The sequence below is a fragment of the Parvimonas parva genome, assembly GCF_045866535.1.
Lineage (GTDB): Bacteria > Bacillota > Clostridia > Tissierellales > Peptoniphilaceae > Parvimonas > Parvimonas parva.
The window spans coordinates 290,434-310,177 of the sequence record NZ_AP038371.1; the positions used below are offsets into that span (position 1 = coordinate 290,434).

At 27.0% G+C, this 19,744-nt stretch carries 25 protein-coding genes; 19 read left to right on the top strand and 6 right to left on the bottom strand.

What is annotated here, in order from left to right; genetic code table 11:
* From ruvC to ruvB, 3 genes are read left to right on the top strand one after another with little or no spacing between them, the layout of a single operon-like run.
* Positions 1 to 495, top strand: coding sequence for a crossover junction endodeoxyribonuclease RuvC (gene ruvC, locus ACKTSI_RS01450; protein ID WP_407862957.1), 495 nt, complete (start codon positions 1 to 3; stop codon positions 493 to 495).
* Positions 496 to 502: 7 nt separating this feature from the next.
* Complete coding sequence (gene ruvA / locus ACKTSI_RS01455) at positions 503 to 1,105, top strand: Holliday junction branch migration protein RuvA (RefSeq protein WP_068472797.1); 603 nt, start codon at positions 503 to 505, stop codon at positions 1,103 to 1,105.
* Between the two features lie 8 nt (positions 1,106 to 1,113).
* Positions 1,114 to 2,121 (top strand): Holliday junction branch migration DNA helicase RuvB, encoded by a 1,008-nt coding sequence (gene ruvB / locus ACKTSI_RS01460; RefSeq protein ID WP_288980855.1) that lies wholly within the window; start codon positions 1,114 to 1,116, stop codon positions 2,119 to 2,121.
* An 87-nt stretch (positions 2,122 to 2,208) separates the two neighbouring features.
* Here the strand turns inward: ruvB and ACKTSI_RS01465 are convergent, their stop codons facing one another.
* Genes ACKTSI_RS01465 through ACKTSI_RS01475 form a run of 3 tightly spaced genes read right to left on the bottom strand, consistent with a single transcriptional unit; the run spans position 2,209 to position 4,170 of the window.
* Positions 2,209 to 3,366, bottom strand: coding sequence for a hypothetical protein (locus tag ACKTSI_RS01465; protein ID WP_201275263.1), 1,158 nt, complete (start codon positions 3,364 to 3,366; stop codon positions 2,209 to 2,211).
* Positions 3,353 to 3,988, bottom strand: coding sequence for an ATP-binding cassette domain-containing protein (locus tag ACKTSI_RS01470; RefSeq protein ID WP_068472792.1), 636 nt, complete (start codon positions 3,986 to 3,988; stop codon positions 3,353 to 3,355). The genes ACKTSI_RS01465 and ACKTSI_RS01470 overlap by 14 nt, the downstream gene beginning before the upstream one ends.
* Before the next feature lie 53 nt (positions 3,989 to 4,041).
* Positions 4,042 to 4,170: a hypothetical protein gene (locus ACKTSI_RS01475; protein WP_255353726.1), complete on the bottom strand. Its 129-nt coding sequence runs from the start codon at positions 4,168 to 4,170 to the stop codon at positions 4,042 to 4,044.
* Between the two features lie 229 nt (positions 4,171 to 4,399).
* On the opposite strand from ACKTSI_RS01475, the gene queA reads away from it, so the two are divergent.
* The 3 genes from queA to ACKTSI_RS01490 are packed head-to-tail and all read left to right on the top strand — an operon-like array spanning position 4,400 to position 7,245.
* Positions 4,400 to 5,443, top strand: coding sequence for a tRNA preQ1(34) S-adenosylmethionine ribosyltransferase-isomerase QueA (queA, locus tag ACKTSI_RS01480; protein ID WP_068472789.1), 1,044 nt, complete (start codon positions 4,400 to 4,402; stop codon positions 5,441 to 5,443).
* On the top strand, positions 5,443 to 6,561 hold the full coding sequence (gene tgt / locus ACKTSI_RS01485) for a tRNA guanosine(34) transglycosylase Tgt (RefSeq protein WP_068472787.1): 1,119 nt from the start codon (positions 5,443 to 5,445) through the stop codon (positions 6,559 to 6,561). Before queA ends, tgt begins: the two co-directional genes overlap by 1 nt.
* 3 nt (positions 6,562 to 6,564) lie before the next feature.
* On the top strand, positions 6,565 to 7,245 hold the full coding sequence (locus ACKTSI_RS01490; protein WP_068472785.1) for an SdpI family protein: 681 nt from the start codon (positions 6,565 to 6,567) through the stop codon (positions 7,243 to 7,245).
* Between the two features lie 22 nt (positions 7,246 to 7,267).
* Here ACKTSI_RS01490 and ACKTSI_RS01495 read toward each other — a convergent pair whose 3' ends face one another.
* From ACKTSI_RS01495 to ACKTSI_RS01505, 3 genes are read right to left on the bottom strand one after another with little or no spacing between them, the layout of a single operon-like run.
* Complete coding sequence (locus ACKTSI_RS01495) at positions 7,268 to 8,383, bottom strand: ABC transporter permease (protein ID WP_068472783.1); 1,116 nt, start codon at positions 8,381 to 8,383, stop codon at positions 7,268 to 7,270.
* A complete protein-coding gene (locus ACKTSI_RS01500) occupies positions 8,373 to 9,425 on the bottom strand; it encodes an ABC transporter permease (protein ID WP_068472780.1) in 1,053 nt (350 codons plus the stop codon). Before ACKTSI_RS01500 ends, ACKTSI_RS01495 begins: the two co-directional genes overlap by 11 nt.
* Complete coding sequence (locus ACKTSI_RS01505) at positions 9,425 to 10,354, bottom strand: ABC transporter ATP-binding protein (protein ID WP_201275267.1); 930 nt, start codon at positions 10,352 to 10,354, stop codon at positions 9,425 to 9,427. The genes ACKTSI_RS01500 and ACKTSI_RS01505 overlap by 1 nt, the downstream gene beginning before the upstream one ends.
* Positions 10,355 to 10,475: 121 nt before the next feature.
* On the opposite strand from ACKTSI_RS01505, the gene ACKTSI_RS01510 reads away from it, so the two are divergent.
* From ACKTSI_RS01510 to ACKTSI_RS01570, 13 genes are all read left to right on the top strand, one after another.
* Entirely contained in the window at positions 10,476 to 11,504 is a 1,029-nt protein-coding gene (locus ACKTSI_RS01510; RefSeq protein WP_201275268.1) for a sensor histidine kinase, read from the top strand.
* The gene (locus ACKTSI_RS01515) at positions 11,504 to 12,103 is read left to right on the top strand and encodes a response regulator transcription factor (RefSeq protein WP_068472776.1); all 600 of its coding nucleotides are present in this window, start codon (positions 11,504 to 11,506) and stop codon (positions 12,101 to 12,103) included. The genes ACKTSI_RS01510 and ACKTSI_RS01515 overlap by 1 nt, the downstream gene beginning before the upstream one ends.
* Before the next feature lie 13 nt (positions 12,104 to 12,116).
* Entirely contained in the window at positions 12,117 to 12,566 is a 450-nt protein-coding gene (locus tag ACKTSI_RS01520; protein WP_288868090.1) for a pyridoxamine 5'-phosphate oxidase family protein, read from the top strand.
* A gap of 325 nt (positions 12,567 to 12,891) precedes the next feature.
* Positions 12,892 to 13,230 (top strand): Asp23/Gls24 family envelope stress response protein, encoded by a 339-nt coding sequence (locus ACKTSI_RS01525; RefSeq protein WP_068472772.1) that lies wholly within the window; start codon positions 12,892 to 12,894, stop codon positions 13,228 to 13,230.
* A 9-nt stretch (positions 13,231 to 13,239) separates the two neighbouring features.
* Complete coding sequence (nusB, locus tag ACKTSI_RS01530; RefSeq protein WP_068472771.1) at positions 13,240 to 13,650, top strand: transcription antitermination factor NusB; 411 nt, start codon at positions 13,240 to 13,242, stop codon at positions 13,648 to 13,650.
* Between the two features lie 15 nt (positions 13,651 to 13,665).
* Positions 13,666 to 14,013 carry a hypothetical protein gene (locus tag ACKTSI_RS01535; protein ID WP_308577432.1) on the top strand — a complete coding sequence of 116 codons (348 nt, stop codon included), beginning with the start codon at positions 13,666 to 13,668 and terminating at the stop codon, positions 14,011 to 14,013.
* Between the two features lie 13 nt (positions 14,014 to 14,026).
* The gene (gene xseA / locus ACKTSI_RS01540) at positions 14,027 to 15,226 is read left to right on the top strand and encodes an exodeoxyribonuclease VII large subunit (RefSeq protein ID WP_288868092.1); all 1,200 of its coding nucleotides are present in this window, start codon (positions 14,027 to 14,029) and stop codon (positions 15,224 to 15,226) included.
* Positions 15,216 to 15,473, top strand: a complete 258-nt coding sequence (gene xseB, locus ACKTSI_RS01545; RefSeq protein ID WP_407862958.1) for an exodeoxyribonuclease VII small subunit — start codon at positions 15,216 to 15,218, stop codon at positions 15,471 to 15,473. The genes xseA and xseB overlap by 11 nt, the downstream gene beginning before the upstream one ends.
* Complete coding sequence (locus tag ACKTSI_RS01550; RefSeq protein WP_068472762.1) at positions 15,473 to 16,321, top strand: polyprenyl synthetase family protein; 849 nt, start codon at positions 15,473 to 15,475, stop codon at positions 16,319 to 16,321. Before xseB ends, ACKTSI_RS01550 begins: the two co-directional genes overlap by 1 nt.
* Complete coding sequence (locus ACKTSI_RS01555) at positions 16,321 to 17,052, top strand: TlyA family RNA methyltransferase (protein ID WP_407862959.1); 732 nt, start codon at positions 16,321 to 16,323, stop codon at positions 17,050 to 17,052. The genes ACKTSI_RS01550 and ACKTSI_RS01555 overlap by 1 nt, the downstream gene beginning before the upstream one ends.
* A gap of 9 nt (positions 17,053 to 17,061) precedes the next feature.
* On the top strand, positions 17,062 to 17,514 hold the full coding sequence (locus ACKTSI_RS01560) for an arginine repressor (RefSeq protein ID WP_068472758.1): 453 nt from the start codon (positions 17,062 to 17,064) through the stop codon (positions 17,512 to 17,514).
* A gap of 7 nt (positions 17,515 to 17,521) precedes the next feature.
* Positions 17,522 to 19,240, top strand: coding sequence for a DNA repair protein RecN (gene recN / locus ACKTSI_RS01565; protein WP_407862960.1), 1,719 nt, complete (start codon positions 17,522 to 17,524; stop codon positions 19,238 to 19,240).
* Positions 19,225 to 19,743, top strand: coding sequence for an NUDIX hydrolase (locus ACKTSI_RS01570; RefSeq protein ID WP_407862961.1), 519 nt, complete (start codon positions 19,225 to 19,227; stop codon positions 19,741 to 19,743). The genes recN and ACKTSI_RS01570 overlap by 16 nt, the downstream gene beginning before the upstream one ends.
* Position 19,744 lies beyond the last annotated feature (1 nt).

Consider the following 19,744-nt stretch of genomic DNA (forward strand, 5'->3'; position numbering starts at 1 on the left):
GTGATTATTTTTGGATTAGACCCTGGGATTGCAATTGTTGGTTATGGAATTATTGAAGCGATTGGTAATAGAGTTAGACTTATTGACTATGGTGTTATTGAAACCAAGGCGGGAGTTCCACTTCCTGATAGACTTAAGATTATTGATGAAGAATTGAATAAATTGATTGATTTACATAATGTTGATGAACTTGCGATTGAGGAACTGTTTTTTAACAAGAATGTTAAGACGGTAATAAATGTTGCACAAGCTCGTGGTGTTGAAATTTTATCTTTTATAAAGAAAAATATTTTAGCTTATGAATATACTCCTTTACAAGTTAAACAAGCTATTACCGGCTATGGTATGGCTGATAAAAAGCAAATGCAAGAGAGCGTTAAGATGATTTTTAAACTTAAAGAGATTCCAAAACCTGATGATGCGGCAGATGCCTTGGCTATTGCTCTTTGCCATTTTTTTAGTTTGAAATTTAAAGAAGAATTTAGAATGAAATAGGTGTTTTATGTACGAATATATTAGTGGTGAACTTAAATTTATTTATAATGACTATATTGTTATAGATAATAATGGAATAGGTTATAAGATTTTTACTTCCAACAATACAATTTTTAATGTAAATGTTGGGGATTTTTATACGATTTATACAGACTATATTGTGAAGGAAGATTATGTCGCTCTTTTTGGTTTTAAAACTCTTGATGAGCTTGAGATGTTTAAAATGCTTGTTAGTGTAAATAGTATAGGTCCTAAGGTTGCCTGTGGCATTTTATCGTCAATGTCTGTTGACAGTTTGAAACTTACTATTGTAAATGGAGATGCTGTTTCTCTTTCAACTGCAAAGGGAGTTGGCAAAAAAACTGCTCAAAAAATCATTTTGGAATTAAAAGACAAGATTTCAATTGACAGTATCAGTAGTAAAGATATTTCAACCGGAGAAATGGAAATCACAACAAGTGGTAAAGATTTTGAAAAGAGAGAGCTTGTCTTAGATGCTTTGGTTAATTTAGGGTTTATGAAAAATGATATTGAAAAATTCCTTTCAAGCATTAATATTGATGAAATGGAAATTGAAGATATTATTAAACTTAGTATGAAAAAATTATAGGTGTTATTATGTTTGAAGATTTTGAAGATAGAATTATCGGAACTGGTTTTTCGAGGGAAGATGTTGATATAGAAACAAGTTTAAGACCGAAGTGGATTGATGAGTACATAGGTCAAGAAAAAGCAAAAGAGAGATTAAAGATTTTTATAGAGGCTGCTAAGACTAGAAACGAGCCTTTAGATCATTGTCTTTTGTATGGGCCTCCGGGACTTGGAAAGACAACTCTTGCAAATATTATTGCTAATGAAATGGGAGTTAATATTAGAGTTACTTCAGGTCCTGCTATTGAAAAGCCGAGCGACCTTGCAAGTATTTTGACTAATTTAAGTAAAGATGATGTCTTATTTATAGATGAAATTCATAGAATAAATAAAAGTGTTGAGGAAATTTTATATCCTGCTATGGAAGATTATGCTTTGGATATAATAATCGGTAAAGGTCCAAGTGCAAGAAGTCTTAGAATCGACCTTGAAAAATTTACTTTGATAGGGGCAACTACAAGGACGGGACAACTTACAGGACCTCTTAGAGATAGATTTGGGATTATGCTTAATCTTGAATTGTATAGCATTGAAAATTTACAAAAAATTATTACTCGTTCTGCGGGTATTTTAGGTGTTGAAATTGATGCTGACGGGGCGATAGAAATTGCAAGACGTTCTCGTGGAACTCCAAGAATTGCAAATAGACTTTTAAAAAGGGTTAGAGATTTTGCGCAGGTTAAAAGAGATGGAAAGATTGATTTGCAAACGAGTAAAGACGGACTTGATATTTTAGAAGTAGATGCTTTAGGTTTAGATACGATAGATAGAAAAATAATTACTACAATAATAGATAATTTTTCAGGTGGACCTGTTGGGATTGATACAATAGCTGCATCTACCGGAGAAGAAAGGGTTACAATAGAAGATGTTTATGAACCTTATTTACTACAAATAGGCTTTCTAAGCAGAACAAGTAGAGGAAGAATTGTAACGGATAAAGCATATAAACATTTTGGTAGAATAAAAAAGTAACGATTATTTAACCGTTACTTTTTTTGTTGTGGAACAACAAGGTTCCCGGGGACCCAGCCGATGCAAAGAATCGGGGAATGGTTCGCTCTATACTATTAAGTTAGTTCCAATTATTGTTAGTATTAAGGTTACAATTATAGTTATAATTATATCATTTTTATTGTATTTATAATTCTTGTTTTGTATAAAATTTAATACTACAATCGTTGAAAATATAGTAATTAGTGTTGATATAAAAGTTATTTTCACTGTTAAAATCAATCCGACTTTAAAATAAATTACAGGAAACATAAAAATCGTTGAAATAAGATGAAGTTTTATATTATCTGTTATTTTAAGTTTGTTTATATTTTTTAATGAATTTTTATCATATATAAAATTAAAACGATTATGTTCTATTTTGAAAATAGCAAATAAATTTGAAATTCCATTTAAAACAACTGAAATAGTAAAAGCAATTATTGCATTTTCAATTGTTTCTCTATAAATCGTCAAAATTGATATTGTATAAAATAAGGATATGTTCCTTAGAAAATTTCCATTTCTTATAACATATAAAAAATTATATCCAAAATATTTTTCTGAATTTGTTAAAAATTTTGAAAAATTATGTTTTTTAATATAATTTGACTTTATAGAATTTAATATTTTTATTGATATATGGACAAAGGCAAAAAATACTAAAAAGTAAATAAAAAAAGAAATTTTATTTGCAAAATTTTTTATAATCTCTCCAGTTCCTTTTTTTACAAATACTAAAAGCAAAAACATTATACTAAATCTAATCAATAGTAAAAATGACTGAAAATCAACTTTATTGAATATTTTTCTAAGTCCTATAACAACTAAAAATAGCAATGATACAATTGTCATATAGAATAGGCTTACATTTATCAAATCTAATCTGTATGGAATAAACACAAAAAAACCTATTATCAAAGATCTAATTAAACTTTTTGAAGAATAGTATCTTTCTATTTCTTCAGTTTTTAATTTTCCAAAAAATGATTTTAGTTTTAATTTATTGTTTAAATTATAGTTTGGGAAGACAAACTCAATAATTATTGTAAAAAAGAATAAACTTTTTAGAAGATACATATCTTCATACTTGCCAAATAGAATAAATCCAATATGTATTAATGAAATCATAAATAGTATTGATACAAAGAATTCTATTAGGTTAAAAATATTTTTTATTTTAAATCTTTTCCTAAAAACTTCAAAATTTATTTTAAATACATTCAAGAATTTCACTCTCCAAATTTTCTGTACTTTTATCTAAAATTTTTACAATTTTTCCATCTTTCATTATAAAAAATTCATCACATATATCTGAAAGAGTATCTAAAATATGTGAAGAAATCAAAATAGCACAATCTTTAGAAATCTCTTTTAGATAGATTTTAAGCTCAAATATATAGTTTATATCTATACTGTTAAATGGTTCGTCCAGAATTAAAAAATCAAAATTTCGTATAAATATAGGAGATAGAGCGATTTTTTTACTCATTCCCTGTGAAAGATTTGCAATTAATTCATTTTCTTTGTTTTTTAAATTTAATTTTTCTATAACATAATCGTAATTTGAGTTTGTATCATTATGTTTTAACAAAAGATTTATAAACTCTTTTACAGTTAAAAACTCATAGGCGTTAAGTTCAGTTGGAATATAAAGAATTTTATCTTCATCAATATCCATTTCAATATTTCCGTTTAAATTTAAATTGTTTGTTATTGCATTCATTAATGTCGTTTTACCTGCACCATTTTTTCCAATGAGTGCATAAATTTTTCCCTTATCAAAATTTATATTTTCAACATAAATTGAAAAATTTTCAAAAGAATGGCTTAATTTTTTTAAAATCATAAAACTCTCCTAATAAAATATGTAAGAGGCTACAGTTAATGTATCCTTGTTGTTTAGCCAAACATTTGACTCAATAGAACAAATGCAGCTGCTCCCATTTGAATTAGCATAGGACCATTTGCTATAACCCATGCTACAGCTTGAGGACCATAAACCCATGCTGCTGCTATCAATGCTGACATAAAAACTCAGCTCCTTTTTTAAAAGATATTCTATCTGCAGACACAAATATAGAAAGCACACTTCCTATCAACCTGATGGTAGCACAAAAAAATTTTTTTGTCAATAATTTTGATAATTATAATCTATTGATATAAAAAACAATTTAAAAAATTTGAAAAATATTGAAAAACAATATATAATATAATCTTGTAGATGTATTTTATATTTTATATAGAAGGAAGAGAGTTAATGAAAAGTTTAAAAACGGATGATTTTGATTTTGAGCTTGATGAGTCTTTGATTGCTCAGTTTCCGCTTAAGGATAGATCAAGTTCAAAACTTTTAGTTGTAAATAGAGAAAATTTCGATTTAGAACATAAAGTTTTTAAGGATATAGTAGAATATATAAATTCAGGTGATGTACTTGTAATAAATGATACGAAAGTAATTCCTGCAAGACTTTTCGGTTCAAGACCGAATAAGGAAGAGGTAATCGAAGTTTTACTTTTGAAAAAACATGAGGATAATACTTGGGAAACTTTGGTAAAACCGGGTAAGAAAATGAAAATCGGCTCAAAGGTAGAATTTGGAAATGGAAAATTAGTTGGAGAAGTTGTTGGAATAAGCGTTGATGGAGAGAGATTTGTTAAATTTTCTTATGATGGAATTTTCGAGGAGATTTTAGATGAACTTGGAACAATGCCACTACCACCTTATATTCACGAAAAATTGGAAGAAAAAAATAGGTATCAAACCGTTTATGCAAAACATAATGGTTCTGCTGCTGCACCAACTGCAGGACTTCATTTTACAGATGAACTTTTGGAAAAATTGAAGGAAAAAGGTGTTAAGATTGCAAGGGTAACACTTCATGTTGGACTTGGCACTTTTAGACCTGTAAAGGTTGATAATGTTTTGGAACATAAAATGCATGAAGAATATTATGAAATTTCTAAAGAAAGTGTTGAAATTATAAATTCTGCAAAAGAAAATGGAAATAGAGTTTTTGCTGTTGGAACTACAAGTGTTAGAACTTTGGAAACAGTTTATAAAAAATATGGGAAATTAGTTGCTTGTAACGGAGATACCGATATTTTTATCTATCCTGGATTTGAGTTTGGAGTTGTAGATTGTTTGATTACAAACTTCCATTTGCCAAAGTCAACTTTAATAATGCTTGTTAGTGCTTTTTCATCAAAAGAAATAATAATGAATGCTTATAATGAGGCAACAAAAAATAGATATAGATTTTTTAGCTTTGGAGATGCAATGCTAATTAAAAAGGAGAAATAATGGAATTAAAATATGAATTGATAAAAAAGTCTAAGGATTGTAATGCAAGGCTTGGAAAGATTTATACAAATAGAGGAGTTATTGAAACTCCAATCTTTATGCCGGTTGGAACTCGTGCAACTGTAAAGGCTATGAATGTTGATGAACTTAAAGACATTGGCTCACAAATAATACTTGGAAATACTTACCATTTATATCTAAAGCCCGGTCAAGAGATTATAAGAATGGCAGGAGGACTTCACAAATTTATGAATTGGGATAAACCGATTTTAACAGATAGTGGTGGTTTTCAAGTTTTTAGTCTTGGGGATATTAGAAAAATAACTGAAGAGGGCGTTGAATTTAGGTCGCATATTGACGGCTCAAAACATTTTATCTCTCCTGAAAAATCAATGGAAATTCAAAATGATTTAGGCTCAGACATTATGATGGCTTTTGATGAATGTGCTCCATATCCTGCTAGCTATGATTATGTTAAAAATTCTATGGAGAGAACTTTACGTTGGCTAAAGAGATGTAAAGATTATCATAAAAATACGGATAAACAAGCTCTTTTTGGAATTATTCAAGGGGGAATGTTTAAAGATTTGAGAAGAGAATCTGCTCTTGCTACTATTGATATGGATTTACCGGGTTATGCAATCGGTGGACTTAGTGTTGGAGAACCTAAGGAAATTATGGTTGAATATTTGAACTACACAGCACAATTTATGCCGGAAAATAAGCCAAGATACTTAATGGGTGTTGGAACGCCTGATTATTTATTTGAGGCGGTTGAGGCAGGAATTGATATGGCTGACTGTGTTCTTCCAACTAGAATTGCAAGAAATGGAACTGCGATGACTTCAAAAGGAAAACTTGTTATAAAGAATGCAAAATATGCAAAAGACTTTTCTCCACTTGATGATGAATGTGATTGTTATGCTTGTAAAAATCATACAAGAGCATATATTAGACATTTAATAAATGTTGATGAAATTTTAGGAGCAAGACTTTTATCAATCCATAATTTGAGATTTTTACTTAAAACTATGGAAAATATTAGACAAGCGATTAGAGAAGACAGATTTTTAGAATACAAAAAAGAATTTTACCAAAAATATGGATATGAGGATTAATATATGAATAAATTTTTAAAACTATTATTAATTTTAGCAATAACTCCAATAATACTTGCAACAGCAGGATTTATTGTATTGCCAGCATCTGTTTTGGCTTTTATTAAAAATGGAAAAGAAGTTTTTATCGGCTCATATATGATTTACACATTTGCAATCATAAATGTCGTTTTATCATTCTTTGGAATAACTTATTTAAAAAGAGTAAAGAAAAAATTTTCTGATGAAAATTATCCTACGGGAGTAACTGTTGTTGCCTTTGTAAATTTACTTATTTCCATTATGTGTAACTATTTTACTTTTTCAGTTTTAAAACTTATGTTAAAAAATTCAAAAATGGAAATTCCTTTTTTTGTAATTAGAATAGTTTTTTCTTTGATAGCTGTACTAATTGTATTTTATGGAATTTATCTTAGAAGAGTTAAAAAAGAAAGTGAATTTGCAATAAGGAACAAATGGACAATGAATAACGATATAGTTTTTAACTATGCAAATAAATTTTCAGGAGTTGTCTTTATTGCAGGAGGAATTTTTGTTTTGATTGTATCATGGATAATAGGAAATCAAAACCAGTTATATATTACAACATTGTTTACTCTAATAATTTGTGCAATATCTTCAAATTATATAAGCAGAACAATTGGAATGAAATACAAAACAATGTATAAAGGAAAAAATAAATAAATTAAATTTTAAAAGAAGTCGTTTAAGCGACTTCTTTTAATTTGTATCTTTTTATGAATATTCCTAGTAGTGTATAAAATACTATGAATATAACTTGTGATGCAACAAATAGTAAAAATTTTTCAAAATTTATTTCTTCTAAAAACTTTACAAAATAATATTGTGGCATAAATTTAGAAACATTTATTAATCCTTGTGGTAAGAATTTCATTGGTAAAAATACTCCTGATGAAAATGCCATTATTAATGTGAAAGCAGAATTTACACCATTTACAACTTTTACATCCTTTGAAATTGATACAAGTAGTTGTCCTAGTGAAATTGCAGTAAATGAAAATATAAATACTGCTAAACTCATATATATTAAATCAATTTTAGCTATTGATTTATTCACTCTTGATATTGAAACAGCTAAATAAAAACTTGATATTAATATAGATATTATTACCTGAGCTAAAAATTGTTGTAAAGTTTGTGATTTTTGACTATAAGGGGATAAAGCCATTCTTTTTAAAAGACTTTCTTTTTTAAATTCAGCATCAATATTTATAATTATTGAAATTATACTCGTAAAAACTATATAACTTAAGATTAAAAAAGTAGTGTTAAAGGCTTCTTGTCCTTGTTCTTGATTATATAATTTAGTATCTATTATCTTTACATCAATCTCTTTCTTTAATGTATTTATTACCTCTTGTTGATCAACATTTGAATTTATTGCAGACAATGTGTAATTGAGATAACTTTTTAAATCTATTTTTAAAAAGGTTATATATGAAGTTTTTGTTGGTGCTAAAATCGAAATTGCTTTTTTATTATTTAACAAATTTTGTTTAAAATCTTTATTAATTACCATATAAGCTATAATTTTATCCTCAACAATTTGTTTTCTTGCTTCGCTTTCCGTAATTTTTTCTTCTTTTACATTATGTTTTTCTTTTAAATAATTTATTAAGGCTTTTGACTCTTCGCTTTTATCTTCATCATTTATCATTAAGTTCAGCTTCATAGGTTTAAATTCAACGTCATTATTTTTTGAACTGGTAAATACAATCAACATAACCATAAAAATTATGAAAGAAACTAAAACGGCTTTTATATTTTTAATAAATATTTTCATATAATTTTTAAATATCATTATACTTATGCCTCCTCAAATATACTAATGCAATTCCAAATAAAACTAGAGTAAATGGAATTACATACTTAGCCATTGAAATCAAGTAGCTATTGTCATTTGCGATATTTACACCTAATAAGGCATTTTCCATATATATTGTAGGATTTATCTTTTTTATTATAGGGAAAGCTGAAGTTATAGCATTTGTTACACTTGAGCCCATCATTCCTGAAGTATAATTCATTAGAAGAATACATCCAAGTCCAACCATAGATTTAGTTTCTGTTTTAGTTTTTAGTGTAACGGCAAGGAACATTCCTAATGTAATTCCAAAAATCATAATAATAATTATTGTAATTATTGAAGCCAAATAGTTTGTTATCAGGGTTATCCCAAATACAAGTTTTAAATAAATAATCAATAATGTAGAATTAAAACCTGTAAGTATAAGTGCAGATATTATTCCGTTTAGCAAATAAGTTGATTTTTTTATTGGAGAAACTAACATTCTTACTGCAAAATCAGACGAATCATATAATATATTATCTATGTAGATAACGCCATCAAACATAGTATATAGACTTGCCATAATAATTATTGAAAAAAGTATGGGTTCAACACCTGTAACACCATGGTTTTTGTCCTCTATAAAATCTTTATCAATATTTTTTATAATTTCTTCCTGATTAATTTTAGTTTCATACATTTGTTTTATTTGGTCAAGGATATTTTTAACAACCATAACTTCTGAATTAGATGATATAATTTTTAAAGATAAATCATCTTCTATAAATGCTTTATATTCTTTATTTTTTAGATCTGTTTGAACATCTTCTTTTACTTCTTTAAGATTAAGATATGGAATTTGTTTTAAAATGTATTCATGTGGATTGTTTTTGTTAATTCCAACATTTACTTTATCAAAATTTTTGCCAATATTAGGAATTATAAGACAAAAAAACGTAGCTAAAATTATAGGGAAAAAAGTATTCCAAAATAAAGTTAGTTTATCTCTAGTTAAATGTAGCAAATTTACTTTTAAAGCAGATAAAATTCCCATTATTCTCTAAGCTCCTTTCCTGTCATTTCTAAGAAAATATCTTCCAGTTTAGGTTTCTTTGAAAAAATTTCTTCATAAACTACATTGTTTTCATCAAGTAAATGAATTAATTTTTTAATGTTTCCTGTATCACTAGAATAATTAAAAGTTACTTGATTTTCCTTCGCTTCAACATCAATTACTTCATCTTGTTTTTCTAAGATTGAAATAATTTCAGGTTTTATAAAACCTACAACTGTAATCTTTTCTTTTACACTTACTCCATTAATCAAAGTTTGCATATCTCCGGTTAAGATATTTTTTCCATTATCCATAATAGAAATTTTATTGCAAAGATATTCAGCTTCATCTAAATAGTGAGTAGTATAAAGAATTGATGATCCATTTTCAGCTAAATTTTTAATTCCATCTAAGATAAACTTTCTGCTTTGAGCATCTACTGCAACTGTTGGCTCGTCTAAAATTACAAGTTCAGGCTTATGTGAAATACCACAAGCGATATTTAAACGTCTTTTAAGCCCACCTGATAGCTTCTTTTCCAACATTTTTTCATGACTTTGAAGTCCTGTAAATTCAATAGCTTCATTTACAAGCCTTTTTCTTTCATTTTTATTAGATATATATAGACCACAAAAATAGTCGATATTTTCTTTTACAGTTAAATTATTAAAAACAGCAAGTTCTTGAGGAACAATTCCAATTTTTTTCTTAATTTCATATTCACTAGAAATATCTTTTTTTCCAAAAACTTCAATATTTCCACTGTCATATTTCAAAAGAGAAAGCATACACATTATTGAAGTCGTCTTTCCACAACCGTTTGGACCTATAAGTCCAAGTACATCTCCTTTTTCAAGAGATAAATTAAAATGGTCTAAAACAATTTTTTCTTTAAAACTTTTAATTAAATCTTCTATTTTTATAATCATAATTATCACCTCACCAATATTATATCAACAAATTTTTTAAAAAATTAGTGTATTATGTAATTTTATCAATATGACAAATGTAATTTTTTGAAAAATATGGTAAAATATATTTGGTGATGATATGGTATTTTTAAAATATTTTTTATTAAGTTTAATGTTTTTGTTTTCAGATAGCATAGGAGCAATTAATATTGCAATTTTTAGTTTAGTTTCTTTGAGTTTTATGCTCATTGTAGAAATTGAAGAAAATATTTATTACAGCTTTGTTTTGTCTGTGATTTTTTCTATTTTAATGTATTTTTTTCCGGAATTTAGATTTTTTAGCTTTGTTTTAATATACGCTTTGTATAAAAAATCGATATACAATGTTCCGATATTTTTGGTATTTTTAATTACCGGAGAATTTGATTTTTTAGCACTTTCTTTGCTTATAATTTGTCTATCTCAATATGATAGAGAACTTTATGAGAGAAAAATTTTCTATCATAGAGAATTTTTGAATTTTCATAAAGAAAAATATAAACTTCAAAAGAATTTAAAAAATTTATATCTTGAAGAAGAAAGAAAAAATTATGAAAATATTTTAAAAGAAAGAGAAAAAATTTCAAAAGAATTGCACAATTCGATAGGACATACAATTTCAGCGTCTATTTTAGAGCTTAGAGCTTTAGAATTTATAGTTGAAGACAAAGAGGTTAAAACTTCTATTGAAAGAATTAGAGAAAATTTATCCATCGGAATGGTTGATATAAGAAAAATAATTCACAATATGTATAAATCGTCTTTTGACTTGGAAAGTTATATTGGAAAATTAATTGATATTCCTAATGTTAAAACAAAATTGATTTATAAAGTAAAAACGAAAATGAATGAAAATTTGAGTTTTGATATTTTAAGTATTGTTAAAGAGGCTTTTGCTAATTTTACAAAACATTCAAATGGAGATAGCTTTACAGTTAAAATTATTGAAAATGAAAAGGCATATATTATCACAATTTTTGATAATGGAAAGGATATAAAATTTGAAAAGAGCGATGGACTTGGGATTTTGTCGATGGAGGAAATTGCAAGAAAGTACAGAGGACTTTTCAATGTAATTACAGATAATGGATTTAAGATAAATATTGCGATAGATAAGGGTGAAAAGTAATGAAAATTTTAATGGTTGATGACGATTCTTTGGTGTTAAACGCTTTAAGTACCATACTTGGAAAAAGTGGGTATGAGATTGTACTTGCAACAACAGATTCAAAAAAAGCGATTGAAACATACAAAGAAAATAAAATTGACGTAGTAATTTTGGATATAAGAATGAAAGAAGTAAATGGAGTTGATGTTGCAATAGAAATTTTAGAATTTGACAAAGATGCCAAAATAATGCTCTTAACAACTTTCAATGATAGAGATGATATAATTAGAGCTTTAAACAAAGGTGTTTTAGGAGTTATTTTAAAGGATAATGTTGCATCACTAATTCCTGCGATAGAAAGTGTAAGTCTTGGAAATAAAATTTTAGATAATGAACTGAATTTAAAAAATCTTTTTAATACTACAAAAAAAGATTTTAATCTTTTAACTCAAAAAGAGATTGAAATATTAGAACAAATTGCTAAGGGATTATCTAATAAAGAAATCTCTGAAAAATTATTTTTAAGTGAGGGAACTGTTAGAAATTATATTTCAGGAATTTTAGAAAAGTTAGAACTTAGAGATAGAACGCAACTTGCAATATATTATTATACGAAGTAATTGAAAGGAGAATATGGTGTTTAAAGAAAAATATTCTAAATTCTTTGAAAAAATTGGAAGAAGTAAATTTATGGTGTTATCAACATCAAAAGATGACTTTGTAACATCAAGAATGGTGAGTATAATTGTAATAGATGGAAAATTTTATTTTCAAACGGATAAAAACTTTAAAAAATATAATCAGATAATTGTAAATCCTAATGTGTCTCTATGTATTGATAATATTCAGATTAATGGGATATGTTGTGATGTCGGGAGACCTATTGAAAATAAAACATTTTGTGAAATATTTAAAGAAAAATATCCAAGTTCATACAAAAATTATTCACTTTTAGAAAGTGAACGTTTATTGGAAATTGAACCTATATATATTGAATGTTGGCATTATATTGAAGGAGTGCCTTATATAGAAGTATTTGATGTTAAAAATAAAAAATATACTATGAAAAAATATGTAAGATAAAAAGCCAACATTTCGTTGGCTTTTTGTTTTGAAACAAGGAGATTTCAGATTTTTGTTATATATAACATATAGTAAATTGTTTTTCTAACTGTTTTCATGTTATTTTTTTATTTTTTATTAAAAAAATATATTAGATTGATTAAAAAAAATTTTTTATTTTGTATAAATATTTAATTTTAATTGAATAAATTTGCTAATTTTGATATAATGAAAGTTACAAATAGAGAATTTCAAAATGAAATTTTTATTTCACCATATTTACCTTTGAAAAATTATCTAAATTGAAAATATGGTATAATACTTAATAAGTGGAGGTGTATTAATTATGAATAAAAATAAGTTTGAAAATGGTAGCATCAAAATATCTAACGATATTTTTTATATGATTACCGCTATGGCAACTATTGAAGTTGAAGGAGTAAAATCTATCGTTGGTGTTCCATCTGATGCGGAAAAAATTAATGCAAAAAATTCTAAAAAAGGAATAGAAATTAATTTTCTAGAAAGTGGAATAGAAATTTCTGTTAAAGTTTCTGTTGAGTATGGACAAAAACTTGAAGAAATTGTAAAGAAAATTCAAGAAAATATAAAATTAAAAGTAGAAGTAATGACAAGTATTAAAGTTTTAGGAGTTAATATTTGCATTGAGTCTGTTGAAAAGTAGAGAGGGTTTATGACTAGAAGTGAGGCACGTGAGTGGTGTATGAAGTTGATATATCAATTAAGTATCCACAACAGTTTTAAATGTGATGAGATAGAAAGTTTTATCGAATATTTTGATTTACCAAGTAATGAGCTTAAATATATTAGAAAAAACTGTAAATCTATAATCGATAATATTGATGATATTGACAACATAATAAAAGAAAATTTAGAGGGTTGCTGGAATTACAGTAGAATAGCTAAGATTGACTTGGCGATTCTTAGAGTTGCAGTTAACGAAATTTATTATTTAGACGACATTCCTGAGAGTGTTGCCATAAATGAGGCTATTGAGATTGCTAATAAATATTCCACTGACGCCTCATATAAATTTGTAAATGGAATACTCGGAACTATTGTTCGAGCAAAAAATAAAATTTAATTTTGGGAGTTTGCTATGGGTTTATTAAATACTTTATTGTTAATTGGATTTATTGCTATTCCTTTTATAGGGATTGCTGTGTCAACTTATTTAGTAGGAACTGCTGATAAAAGAAAATGGATTGTTTATCCTGTTTTTAGTGCGATTTGTATTGCTATTTTCGTATTTTTTAAATACAGTATGAATATAAACTTTTTACGTTGGAGACAGTTTTACTTAATTGTTGCTTTTTATGTTCCGGTTGTTTGTAGTTTAATGGCTTTCATAGCAGTACCTAAATTATCTATAAAATCATTGAAGGAACATATATTACCTATTTTGAGTATTTTTGTTATTTCAGGGGTACTTTTAATGGTTTATTAATAGGAGAATTTTGATGACAACATTTAAGGTAAAAGAGGTTAGTAAGTATATTTCCAATATACTTAGAAGAGATTCTTTTTTATCCAATATTAGTGTTGAAGGTGAAGTATCTAATTTTAAAAAGTCCGGTGGTCATAGTTATTTTAGCATCAAAGATGATGAAGCTGTGCTTAAATGTGTAGTCTTTAAAACAGTTCCGATTGCAAGTAGTTTAAATCTTACTGACGGACAAAAGGTTGTTGTAACCGGAACTATTATGACTTACGAAAAGGGAAGTTACTACCAAATACTTTGTAAAAATGTTGAAAGGGTTGGCCTTGGAAATTTATATGAACAATTTTTAGCCTTAAAGGAAAAGCTTTCAAAGGAGGGTCTTTTTAATGTTGAATTTAAAAAGCCTATTCCAAAGTTTCCTAAAAATATTGGAGTTGTTACAGCTAAGAATGGAGCTGCAATTCGTGATATTTTAAATACTTTAAGAAGAAGATATAGAATTGCAAATATTTATTTTTATCCTGCAAAGGTGCAAGGTATTGGTGCAAGTGATGAGATAGCTGAGGGTGTTAAGTACTTAGATTCGCTAGATTTTATTGATACAATTATAGTTGGTAGAGGTGGAGGTTCTTTTGAAGATTTGAATGCGTTTAATGATGAAAATCTTATTAGAACCATTTTTAATTGTAAAAAACCAATTATATCAGCTGTTGGACATGAGATAGATACAATGCTTACGGATTTTGTTGCGGATAAAAGAGCAGCAACTCCAACGGCAGGAGCAGAGCTTTCATCAGTTAGTATGGACGAAATAAGAGAATTTTTATCTCAGGCTGAGAAGAAACTTAATAAAAATATATTGGAAGAAATTTCTGCTGATAAAATTCAGCTGGAACATTTGAAAAAAGAATTGGAATATTATAATCCGGCTAATAGAATAACTACATTAAAGGAAAATTTGGAGAATTTGAAAAAGTCTTTAGACGAAAAGATTATCGCAGTTTTTAATTATAATAAACAGTTACTTGATTTTAAAAGACAATCTTTAGAGATTATTAATCCAAATAGTGTTTTACAAAGAGGTTATAGCATTATTTATAATGAAAATGATGAGATTGTAAAGGATATTAAAGCTGTAAATGTAGGAGATTCTTTGAAACTTAAAGTTTCTAATGGAGAGATTATTTCTGATGTTAAGGAGATTGTAGATGGCAATTAAATTAGGAAATTACGATAAGGGAATAGAAGAACTTATAAAAATCGTAAATACTCTGGAAAAGGAACAATTAAGCCTTGAAAAGAGTATTGAATTATATAAAAAGGGAATGAAACTTCACAAAGAATTAGTTGAAATATTGGAAAAAGAAGAGGGCAGACTATTTTTATTTGATGAAAAAGCAGAAGATGAAGAGAAAAAATTTGTTGAAAAGACATTAGAAGACGGACAAGTGAGTTTGGAATTGTAATGGAAAAATTTTTAAGTTTAATTAAAAAAGACAAACAAATTATTGAAGATAGACTTAATTTAGTTTACAAAAATGAAAATGAGTTTGAAAAAATGTGTGCTTATTCTTTTTCCGTTGGTGGAAAGAGAATAAGGGCTATTTTGCTTTTAGAGGCTTATAAAAGTTACAAGGAAGTTTGTGATTTGGCTTTAGATTTTTCCGTTGCCATTGAGCTTATTCACAATTATTCTCTAGTTCATGACGACTTGCCTGAAATGGACGATGATAAATTTAGACGTGGAGTTCTGTCCGTTTATGGTAAATTCGGACAGTCAAATGCCGTTTTAGTCGGCGATGAGCTTTTAAATAATGCTAATTTGATTATGGTTAAGGCTATAAAAAGTCTTGAAAATATTGATGAAATCAAAAATGCACTATCTTCAAGTGAAATAATTTTAAATTCAAGTGGTATAAATGGAATGATTTACGGTCAATTTTTAGACCTTGAAAATAAAATAGAATCTTTAAACGACATTGAAATTATAAATTCTTTAAAAACAGGAGAACTTTTCAAGGCATCTATCTTAGCAGGGGCAAAACTTGCAGGAGCAGGCGATAAAGATTTAATTTGCTTGGAAAACTATGCTAAAAGTTTAGGACTTGTATTTCAACTTCAAGATGATTTGTTTGATTTTGATGAGGATATAAGACTAAATAAAAAAACTTTTGCTACAATTTTGGGAAAAACTGAAGTTGAAGAAAAAATAGAAAAGTTAAATAAATTTGCTTTTGAACAGATAAATAAAATTTCCGGAAAAAAAGAATTTTTTGTAAATTTTATAGATTTTATGAAAAAAAGGACTTACTAATGGAAAGAGCTGATATTTGTTTACTTAAACTTGGTCTTGCAAAGTCAAGAACTCACGCAAAGAATATTATTTTAGAAAAAAGGGCTTTTTATGACGAAAAAGTTATAGAAAAAGCATCTTTACTTGTTGATGAGAATTTAGTTACTGTAAATTCTACTGTTGAAGATACATATGTTGGTAGGGGTGCAATAAAATTAGACTCAGCAATTAAAAATTTTGAACTTGATTTAAAAGATTTGGTTTGTATGGATATTGGAGCATCAACCGGTGGTTTTACTCAAATTATGCTTAACGAAAAAGCAAAAAAAGTTTATGCAATAGATGTCGGGACGAATCAACTTGTAGATAGTTTGTTAAATGATGAAAGAGTTGTGAGCTTGGAAAACACAAATTTTAGATATTTAGATTTTGAAGTGATAGGTGAAAAAGTAGATTTTATTTCTATTGATGTTTCTTTTATTTCTTTAAAATATATTTTTGAAAATTTGTATAAATTTTTAAAAGAGGATAGCAAAATTGTTGCACTTATAAAGCCACAATTTGAATGTGAGGGCAAAAGTTTAAATAAAAAAGGGATTGTAAAGTCCGAAAAAGTTATAGAAAATGTTGTTGAAAAAGTAAAACTTTATGCACTTGCAAATAAACTTGAAGTGCTTGAAATAATTGATTCCCCAATTCTTGGTGGAGATGGAAATAAAGAAAAATTAGCGCTTATTAAAGGAATTTTTTAAGAGGATTTTATGAAAAAATATACAAGACAGAGAATTATTTTAGATTTAGTAGAAAATAACGAGATAAAGACACAAGAGGAACTTTCCGAGTGCTTAGAAAAAAAGGGTATTCATTCTACACAAGCTACTGTTTCAAGAGATATTAAAGAGTTAAAAATTTTAAAGGTACAAAATAAAAACGGAGAGTATAAGTACAAAGTTGTCGATTCTATGTATGACTCTTTAGATGAAAGACTTAATAAAATTTGTAAACTTGCCATTTTGTCTATGAAACATAATGGAGATATGATACTCATAAAGACAATTCCACATACAGCAAGTATTTGTGGAACTTACATTGAAAGTGCTAAACTTAAAATGGTAAGCGGAATTGTTACGGGAACGGATACGATTTTTATTGCAGTTGATGATAAATCATTTTTAGATGAGGTTATTGAAGATATAAAGAAACTTTTAAGGTAGGGATAGTATGTTATCTGAATTATATATAAAGAATTTAGCTATTGTTGATGAAACAAAAATTTCTTTTACTGAAGGACTTAACATTTTAACAGGAGAAACCGGAACCGGTAAATCTATAATTATTGGAGCCATTTCTTTGCTTTGTGGTTGGAGAGCTAATACTTCTTTCATCGGTAAACGTACTGACAATGCTTATGTTGAAGGAGTTTTTTTTCTATCAAATTATGAAGAAGAAATTTTGAAAAATAAATTTGAGATGCTTAATTTAGATATAGAAATTGAAGATAAAATGCTTGTTATTTCAAGGAATATAAATAAAAACGGTCGTTCTGTTTCAAAGATAAATAACAAAACGGTAAACAATTCAATCCTATCTGAAATTATGATAAATATTTTAAATGTCTGTGGACAACATGACAGTTACACTCTATTTAATAGAACTAATTTTGTCGATGTTTTGGATAGTTTTTGTGATGATGCTTTTAAAGAAAAACTAAAAAAATTAGAATTGTTATACGGAAAAATAAAAAAGACAAGTTTAAATTTAAAGAAATTAAAAAATAAAGTAAGTAATTTCGATGAGAATATTGCTGAAATAAAGGAAGAAATTGAAGAGCTAAACAGTTTAGAACTTGAAACCTTAGATGAAGAATTTATCGAGAATGAAATTGATAAATTTAATAACAGTCAAACAATTTTATCATGTTGTTCAAATTTAGTTGAACTTTTTGACGGAGAAAATTCAGAATTGAATATTTTTTCTTTCTTAAATGAAATAAATAGAAATGTTTTGTTGTTGGAAGAAAATGATAAAAATGTTAAATTTAGTGAGGATTTAGAAAATATTTCTTTTGAATTAAAAGAACTTTTCGAAAAATTACAAAATTATCATTCAAGTATTTATATTGACGAAGAGAGTTTGATGATTTTACAAGAAAAATTTAATCTTTTGAATGACTTAAAGAGGAAACATAGAACGGATAAAAAAGGTCTTATAAAGCATAAAAATTCTTTGGAAGAAGATTTATATTTGCTTGAACATTCAAAGGATATGCTTTTAGAAGAGAACAATAAACTTAAAACTTTGAGCAATGAATATAAAAATCTTGCAAATGAAATTTCAAATATAAGAAAAGAAATTGCAATAAAATTAGAAAAATTAATTGAGAAAGAACTTTTAGATTTGGATTTAAAAAATTCAATTTTTAAAATAGATATAAAGACGAACAATAAAATTACACATATTGGTTTTGATGAAGTTAATTTCTTAATCTCTACAAATAAAGGAGAGGCTTTACAAGAGATTTACAAGATTGCATCAGGTGGAGAAATGAGCCGTATTATGTTGGGCTTTAAAAAAGTTTTATCCGATAGAGATAAGATTTCAACTCTTGTATTTGATGAAATTGATACGGGTATAAGTGGTGTAACGGCTCAAATTGTTGGAGAAAAACTTGCTGAAATTTCTAAAAATCATCAACTTTTAGTAATTTCTCATTTACCACAAATTTCAGTTTTATCCGATACACATTTTATAATCAGTAAAGAAACTGTTGGAGATACAACTTTGTCAAAAGTTTTATGTGCAGATTATGAAGATAAGGTTATGGAGATTTCAAGACTTATAGGTGGAGCAAATATCAACGAAACAACTATAAGACAGTCTAAAGAAATGATAAGAATAGCTGATGAGAAAAAGGAAAAATTAAGATGTATAAAAAAATAAAAACAGAAGAAATTTTTAAGGGTAGAATTTTAGATTTAAAACTCGAATATTTTGAAACTGAAGAAAAAGTTTTGAAAAGAGAAATTGTTGATCATAAAGATGCTGTTGCCATTTTTCCGATTGACAAAGACGGTTATGTTTATTTAGTAAAACAATTTAGATTTCCGGTTGAAATGGACGTTTTGGAAATTCCCGCAGGACTTGTTGAAGATGGAGAAAATTATGAAGAAACTGCTCTTAGGGAATTGCAAGAGGAGATTGGTTTTAGTTCAAAAAGTTTAGAAAAAGTTTTTGAAGGATATAATAGTATTGGATTTTGTACTGAAAAAACAGTGATTTATAGAGCTTGTGATTTGTTTTCTTCTAAATTACCTGAAGATGATGATGAGAATTTAAGTATTGTAAAAATTCATTTTGAGGATTTAAAGAAAATGTATTTTAATGGAGAGATAAATGATTTTAAAACGGCTATGGCTATTTTAAATGAAATGAATAGGAGGTAGT